Origin of the sequence: Ancylothrix sp. D3o (assembly GCF_025370775.1) — a bacterium.
In the GTDB taxonomy this organism is placed as follows: domain Bacteria; phylum Cyanobacteriota; class Cyanobacteriia; order Cyanobacteriales; family Oscillatoriaceae; genus Ancylothrix.
Genome location: NZ_JAMXEX010000063.1, coordinates 1 through 6427 on the forward strand (window position 1 = coordinate 1; position 6427 = coordinate 6427).

5 protein-coding genes and 1 pseudogene are annotated in these 6427 nt (G+C 42.5%); all 6 read left to right on the top strand.

Annotation, left to right across the window (positions count from 1 at the left end; all coding sequences use genetic code 11):
* Positions 1-429: pseudogene (locus NG798_RS26470) on the top strand (M23 family peptidase); the annotation flags it as partial.
* A gap of 3 nt (positions 430-432) precedes the next feature.
* A complete protein-coding gene (locus tag NG798_RS26475) occupies positions 433-1032 on the top strand; it encodes a hypothetical protein (protein ID WP_261226720.1) in 600 nt (199 codons plus the stop codon).
* Complete coding sequence (locus tag NG798_RS26480) at positions 1029-2879, top strand: type IV secretory system conjugative DNA transfer family protein (protein WP_261226721.1); 1851 nt, start codon at positions 1029-1031, stop codon at positions 2877-2879. The genes NG798_RS26475 and NG798_RS26480 overlap by 4 nt, the downstream gene beginning before the upstream one ends.
* A 21-nt stretch (positions 2880-2900) precedes the next feature.
* Positions 2901-3218: a hypothetical protein gene (locus tag NG798_RS26485; RefSeq protein ID WP_261226722.1), complete on the top strand. Its 318-nt coding sequence runs from the start codon at positions 2901-2903 to the stop codon at positions 3216-3218.
* A 19-nt stretch (positions 3219-3237) separates the two neighbouring features.
* Positions 3238-5409: a hypothetical protein gene (locus tag NG798_RS26490; RefSeq protein ID WP_261226723.1), complete on the top strand. Its 2172-nt coding sequence runs from the start codon at positions 3238-3240 to the stop codon at positions 5407-5409.
* Positions 5410-5411: 2 nt separating this feature from the next.
* The coding region (locus NG798_RS26495) for an ATP-binding protein (RefSeq protein ID WP_261226724.1) at positions 5412-6427 on the top strand (1016 nt) is incomplete at its 3' end.

Genomic DNA, 6427 nt, shown 5'->3' on the forward strand with positions numbered 1-6427 from the left:
TGTGTAGCCGGTAATTGTGGTCGTCCTTTAGGAACTCATCAAATGATGTCCTACCGCGAAGATGTTCGTAAAACTATCGCCAGTAAACCAGGCGGGGAAGCTTTTTTACAAAAGATTGATTCAGGTGAGCCGGTGGGTGGACAAGAAATGTTTGAATATTTCAATGATGCTGACCAAAATGCTTTATTTGAGGCTGAATCTTCGACTTTGATTAATCGCGCATCCAGTGAAATAGATCCGCAAACTGGTAAACCTTTTAGTGATCAGCGATTGATTGAGCGAGTAGGACAAATGCACTTTGGGGGGCCGGCTATCCCCATTGATTCCGGTGCAAGTGATATTCATGGTGGCTTAACCGTTCGTTTTTATGGTCAGAAAGTAGCTGCAACTTATCAACAAGCCACCCTTACATCTAAATGTGGGAGGTAATTTATGCAATTACGTTTTCCTAAAATTCCTTTGGTTATATCGGTGGCTTTTGTTTCCTTTGTTTTGGTTTTTGCGTTGGTTATGATGTCCAGAAGTCAACCAAATACCCAATCTGTGTGGCAACCGGCCAATTCAATTTTACCACCGGCTTTTGTTGAAAAAGTGATTGCTTCTAACTACGAGGACGCAAATGGGCTTTCTCCTAAATTCGTTGAAGTTTTGCCTATCGGGGGGCGGAATTCTAAAACCTTCTACGTTTTTAGGTTCAATACTCCCTATCTATGTGGTAAGGCCGGTTGTTTACACACTGTTTATAACGAACAAGGCGTTAGAGTATTGAGTTTGCTGCTAAATAAAAATAAACCAGCGAACCATGAGATTTTTGCTGCTTCTGAAAACCTCAGAAACGATTACCCTTGTTTATTAGTTACTCAAGCCATAAATTCTGGGGTACAGCAAACTGAGTTTTGTTTGAATGGTTCTGCTTTATTGAGAGTAAATTCTACTACCTCTGTACCAGAAGAGATGGAACCTCCTCTTAATAAGAATACCAAGGAACCTAAAACGCCTAGAAACAATGGGAATAAAAATAGGAAAAAATGATGGAAACTCAAACAATATTTTTTCAAAACACGAATAATTTAGCGATTGTTCAACAGCGACCTGTTGACCAACCGTTACCACCGGCAATAGATGGGTTGGTGACGCGCTTAAAATCCCCCACCGGCTTACTAATTTTATCTATGATTGGTTTGCTGGTGTTGAGCAACTGGTTGGCTGGTGGAAAAAAAGGGAAAACTGCGCGGGGCCGGTGGGCGACGGGTAAAGAGAAAGCCAAAGCCGCAACTAAAGCCAGAAAACAAATCAAGAACCCTACCCGCAATAGTTGTGCCCTTTATGTTGGTCAACCGGCCCATATCAAAAAGCAATTGGAAACTGCTTGGCAAAAGGATGGTTTGTTAAAATCAGCACCTAAAAAAGAGATGTTTGGTTTTTTAAATTCAACCCCGACATTGTATTTACCAGATGTTCAACGTGGAGTTTCTGTAATTGGTGCGCCAGGTACGGGTAAAACTTTTTCAGTAATAGATCCGTTAATTCGGTCTGCATTAGATCAGGGTTTCCCCATGCTTTTGTATGATTTTAAATATCCCGCCCAGACAAAAAGAGCCGTCGCTTACGCTATTAAACGAGGGTACACTGTTAAAGTATTTTCACCAGGCCGGCCTGAATCTGAAGTTTGCAATCCTTTAGATTTAATTCGAGATGAGGAAGATGCTGTTAGTGCTGGTCAATTAGCTCAGGTGATCGGGCGTAATTTTGACCGTTCTGGTGGTAAAGCCAGCAGTGATAAATTCTTTGAAGAGGCCGGTGATAGTTTAGTAGAAGGTATTTTGTTAGTAACAAAAGCTGTAGGAACTCTCACCGGCAATCCTAGTTACTGTGATTTAATGACGGCGCAGGCTATCCTAAGTCTGTCTAATTTAGCGCAACGGATGGATGAAGCTTCTAAGGCTAAATTAAAAGTTTGGACTTCTCGACCACTTTCTCAGATTATTAGTGTCAAAGATTCTGAGAAAACGGTGGCCGGTATTGTTGGTACCGCTCAACGAATGTTCCAACGTTTCCTCAAAAAAGATTTTGTTGGTGCATTCTGTGGTCAAACTACCCTCCCCCTTGATTTGGAAGGTAAGCAGTTAATTGTCTTCGGTTTAGACCGCAATAATCGTGATATTGTTGGGCCTCTATTGGCTGCTATCCTCCACATGGTTGTTACTCGTAATGTCTCGCGTACTGTTAAGCGTAAAGACCCTCTGGTGACAGTGCTAGATGAGCTTCCTACTCTCTACCTACCGGCCTTAGTGAATTGGTTAAATGAAAACCGGGAAGATGGGTTTGTTGGGATTTTAGGTTATCAGAACTTCGCTCAACTTAAACAATATTATGGAGATAATTTGGCGAGGGCAATTGTGGGGGGGACTGGTCATAAGTTTATTTTTAACCCACAAGATCCAGAGTCTGCTAAATTCTTTTCTGATTATTTGGGAGAAGAGGAAATCCGGTTTGAAACTAAATCTCGTAGCACCGGCAAAGGTAGTACGTCTCGCAGCTTTGGTGAGCAATTTCAAAAGCGGCCATTGCTTGAACCGGCCCAGTTTTTAAAGTTGTCTACAGGCCAAGCGGTTGTTATTAATCCTGGGTATGTTTCGGGTAAGGAAGCCTATATTCCTTTGCTGCAAAGTATTAGAGTGCCGGCTCCTGATATTGATGAGATGAATTGGTCTGAATCTAAGTGGGATGCTATTTGCCAACGGATGCAACGTAATCTGTCGGTTTCTGATGAAGAACGCCGTGCCCAATTTGAAGAACGTCGCTCTATTGTTGAGCAGTTATTTCCATTGCCGGTTGAGGCCACTTCTTCTAAAGATATGGGTGCTAACTTGTTCTAATTTTCTGCACAGGAGTTTATTATGGCTACAGTAGTTGATGTTAAACACCACCCGATTTTATCCCGATATCCTGATTGGGCAACAAAAGTGATCAGTAGTTTGGATAAACCACCCTTCTCTCCGAATTACTACCCCGAAACCATTGAGATGTTTGATCAACATGGATTATTGGCCGGTATTGCTTACGGTCAGGTTTATGAAACTACTCGTACTTCAGACCAACCCACTGATTTTATTGCCTGGTTCTGGGATGGCCAATTAGCGGTCTTTGTGGTTTCTGAAACTAAACAAGTTTTAGTTAATCGCTTATCTCTAGTACAAAAAGTTGGGTTAAATTGATTTGGTAATTGGGGTAAATATGGTTGCACCTAGCATTGGAGTATCCCCCGGCGAAGCTGCTTCATTCCAGCAAACGTATTTTTCGATTATCGAAAGTTTTTTAACTGCCGGTAATTATCTTGAAGACTTAGCACTCAAACAGTCTCAAAAAGCTACAGATACGGAAATTACAATTAGTCAAGGGGGTAAGGTACTTTATGGCCAAGAGGATGGCAGAAAAGTTGATTATTTATTTGGCCCACTCTCTCAACAACTTTACCCTGATTTACCCCAGAAATTAAATCAATTACGAACCTCAGAAGTTGGTAATCATTCTACTTTATGTGACCTGCGAGTGGAGTTAAATAATCAGATTGTTTTAGAGACTGATTCAAAGGGTGTGGTCAAGGTTAATGAATTAAAAAAATTACCACTTGATAAATTACCTGAGCTATTTCAGCGCCTTGCTAAAACCTCAGAAAAAAATCAGTCTACTGCAATTGAGGAGTCAATTATTAAGGCTTTGAAAACATACGAGAATCAACCTATGAAAAGTAATGAACCCTTAGAAGATGCCGGTTTAGAGCTTCCCCCTGATTTTGATGAAGCCATTCTATTTAGTGATCCTACTTTAAGTGCACAAGCTACCGAACTATTTGGGCCACCACCAGAACCCAGTACACCGGCAACCGATATTGGAACCCAGGAAAGTCCCAACCAGAATAGACCGGCAGCCGATGTTGGTGTTGAGAAAATCTCCAACCCGGATACACCGGCAACCGATGCTGCCCAAAGAACCCCCAGCCGGGATACACCGGCAGCCGATATTGGCGTCCAGAGTTCCAACAGCCAGAATACACCGGCAACCGATATTGGTGTTGAGAGAATCCCCAACCGGGATACATCGGCAACAGATGGCCGGTCGTCTCTTGCACCAAAGTCGGTTAAAAAGGCCCGCCCCCAATTAGGACAAAACACGAATGGTGTGGTGCCGGTGGAACAACCAGATATCGGGATAGCCATATCAAGAAAAGAAACTGTATCACCACAGTCCACTCCAAGAGCACCAATATCAAGAGAGGAGACTGTACCCACATTCCGCACTAAGAGTACAAGACCGGCACCAATATCAAAAGAAGAGTTTGAGTTACCGCCGCCCAATCCACCGGCCTTGGGAGATTTTCACCCTACCCTCCCACCGCAAAGCCTCGATGACAAAGTTGTGCCATCAGTCTCAAAAGAACAGGCTGCACCCACTCTCAGTACACCGGCCTTGGGAGATTTTGACCCTACTTCCCCACCACAAAGCAACCCTACTTCCGTTGGGGATGCCAAAACAAAAGAGGACAGAACTGGTTTAGAGCGTAGCTATTCTATCTCTAGTGGCTTAGAAGATATGGAATTAAAAGCTTTATTGGTTGAACAGATTAAAGCAACTCGTGAACTTCAACAACAATTTGCTCACTCATCCAACCAATTTCAAGAGTTGGTTTCTGAGCGCCTTAAATCCCAAGAGCAGACTAATTGGTGGGAGCAGTTAAAGGATTCTTTTAAAGGTTTGGTGTCCCCTGTTGGTGAAAAGCTTTCAGGTATGGTTAAGGCTTTTCACTCTCAACAAACCGAACATCGGGCTGCCACAACCCTTCACGAATTATTCCAGTCTCAAGTAGGTAAAGATGCCACTACCTATTTATCTGAGAAGTATTCTATTCAGCGCCAGGGTAATTCCTATACCTTGGCAGACGGGGACGGCAATTCTTTACTGAAATGGAAGTCTACCCCCTTTGGAGTTTCCTCAGAACCTGGTTCTAATAAATTAAACCGGCAACAACTTGATTCTATGGGCGGCTTGCACAACAATCCTCTCGGTGGTCAAGGTTCTGCTGATTGGGCGCCGGTGGGTACTACAGAAACCAGTCAATTTAAACGAACGATGTCTATTGCTAACACCTTGATAGGTGCTGCTAATAAATTGGGTTCTAATATTTCTTTAGATGGCCAAGTTTACAAAATTGAAGCAACGGCGTCTGGTTGTAAGGTGAGTGCAAAAGATGGTCGTGGTGACATTCTTAATTTTCAAGATGGCCACCACTCGTCCTCTATGAGTAGTCGAGATTTAGCCTATTTTGAAAAGATGGTGCCGGTGTTAACCCAACAATATGCAGCACTTAGTAATCAAAAATCATCTAAAAAGCAAGGGATGGAGCGTTAATTATGGATTTATATACATTGCCGCAACTGTTAAAATCTAATTGTCCCATTGTTGAAGTGGTAGCCCCTTTGATTGAACGACCGCGTGTTTTTAACTATATTTCAGGGGTGGCCGGCCTCTTTCAAATTCCTACTTACTTATGTTCGTTTGGTTCCCTTGAATTGCTCTTATTTTCAGATGGGGCTGTGGTGCCGGTTGAGAAAATTAATGGGAGTTTTTTTGATTTCCTGAACCATTGGGATAAACCTGGCCTTTTTATTATTGAAAATCTACAATCTCTTTTAGGAGTTTCTTCTGATTGGCAATCCAAACAACAAAATTTAGAGATGACTTCTCAACTTGTTAATTTATTTTACAAGTTGGTTACGCGGAAAGATTGTTATGTGGTTTTGCTTTCAACTGCGGGGCAACATCTAAATTCTACTTTAGCCGGTTTAATTCCTTCGTTGGTGGAACCTCTACCTAGTCCCTGCAATTTAGTGGAATATTTGGAAGACTTAACCGCAGAATTTCCCATAGTTTCGGCTTTTGATAAGGATGAATTAATTGGGGCGGTTTCTGGATTATATCAAGAGGAAATTAAACGAGGGATTTATTACTGGCACTGCGGTTTATTAGGTGACATTGATTTAGTTGCTAGTTTACTTAAGTATAAAATTGAGCGTTTTAGAGAATTTGGCTTAAATTTTAAGCAGCCCTCGCTTATGTCAGAATTTGGGGGATTAGATCGGCTACGTTCTGCTTTAGATAGCGTTGTATTCCGTTATTCAACGGTGGCACAATCTTTGGGGTTGCCATTGCCCAAGGGTTGGTTAATGGTCGGGCCGCCGGGGACGGGTAAAACTTTTGCTGCCGGTGTTTGTGCTGCTAAATTGAAAGTTCCGCTGGTAATTGTTGATGTTGGCGCTATGGTGGCCGGTGGCGTCGTTTATGTTGAGGAGTTACTGCGCCGCGTTGAAGCTTTAGGCCGGTCTGTCCTCTATTTTGATGAGTTTGATAAGTTGTTTTCTGCCAGTAG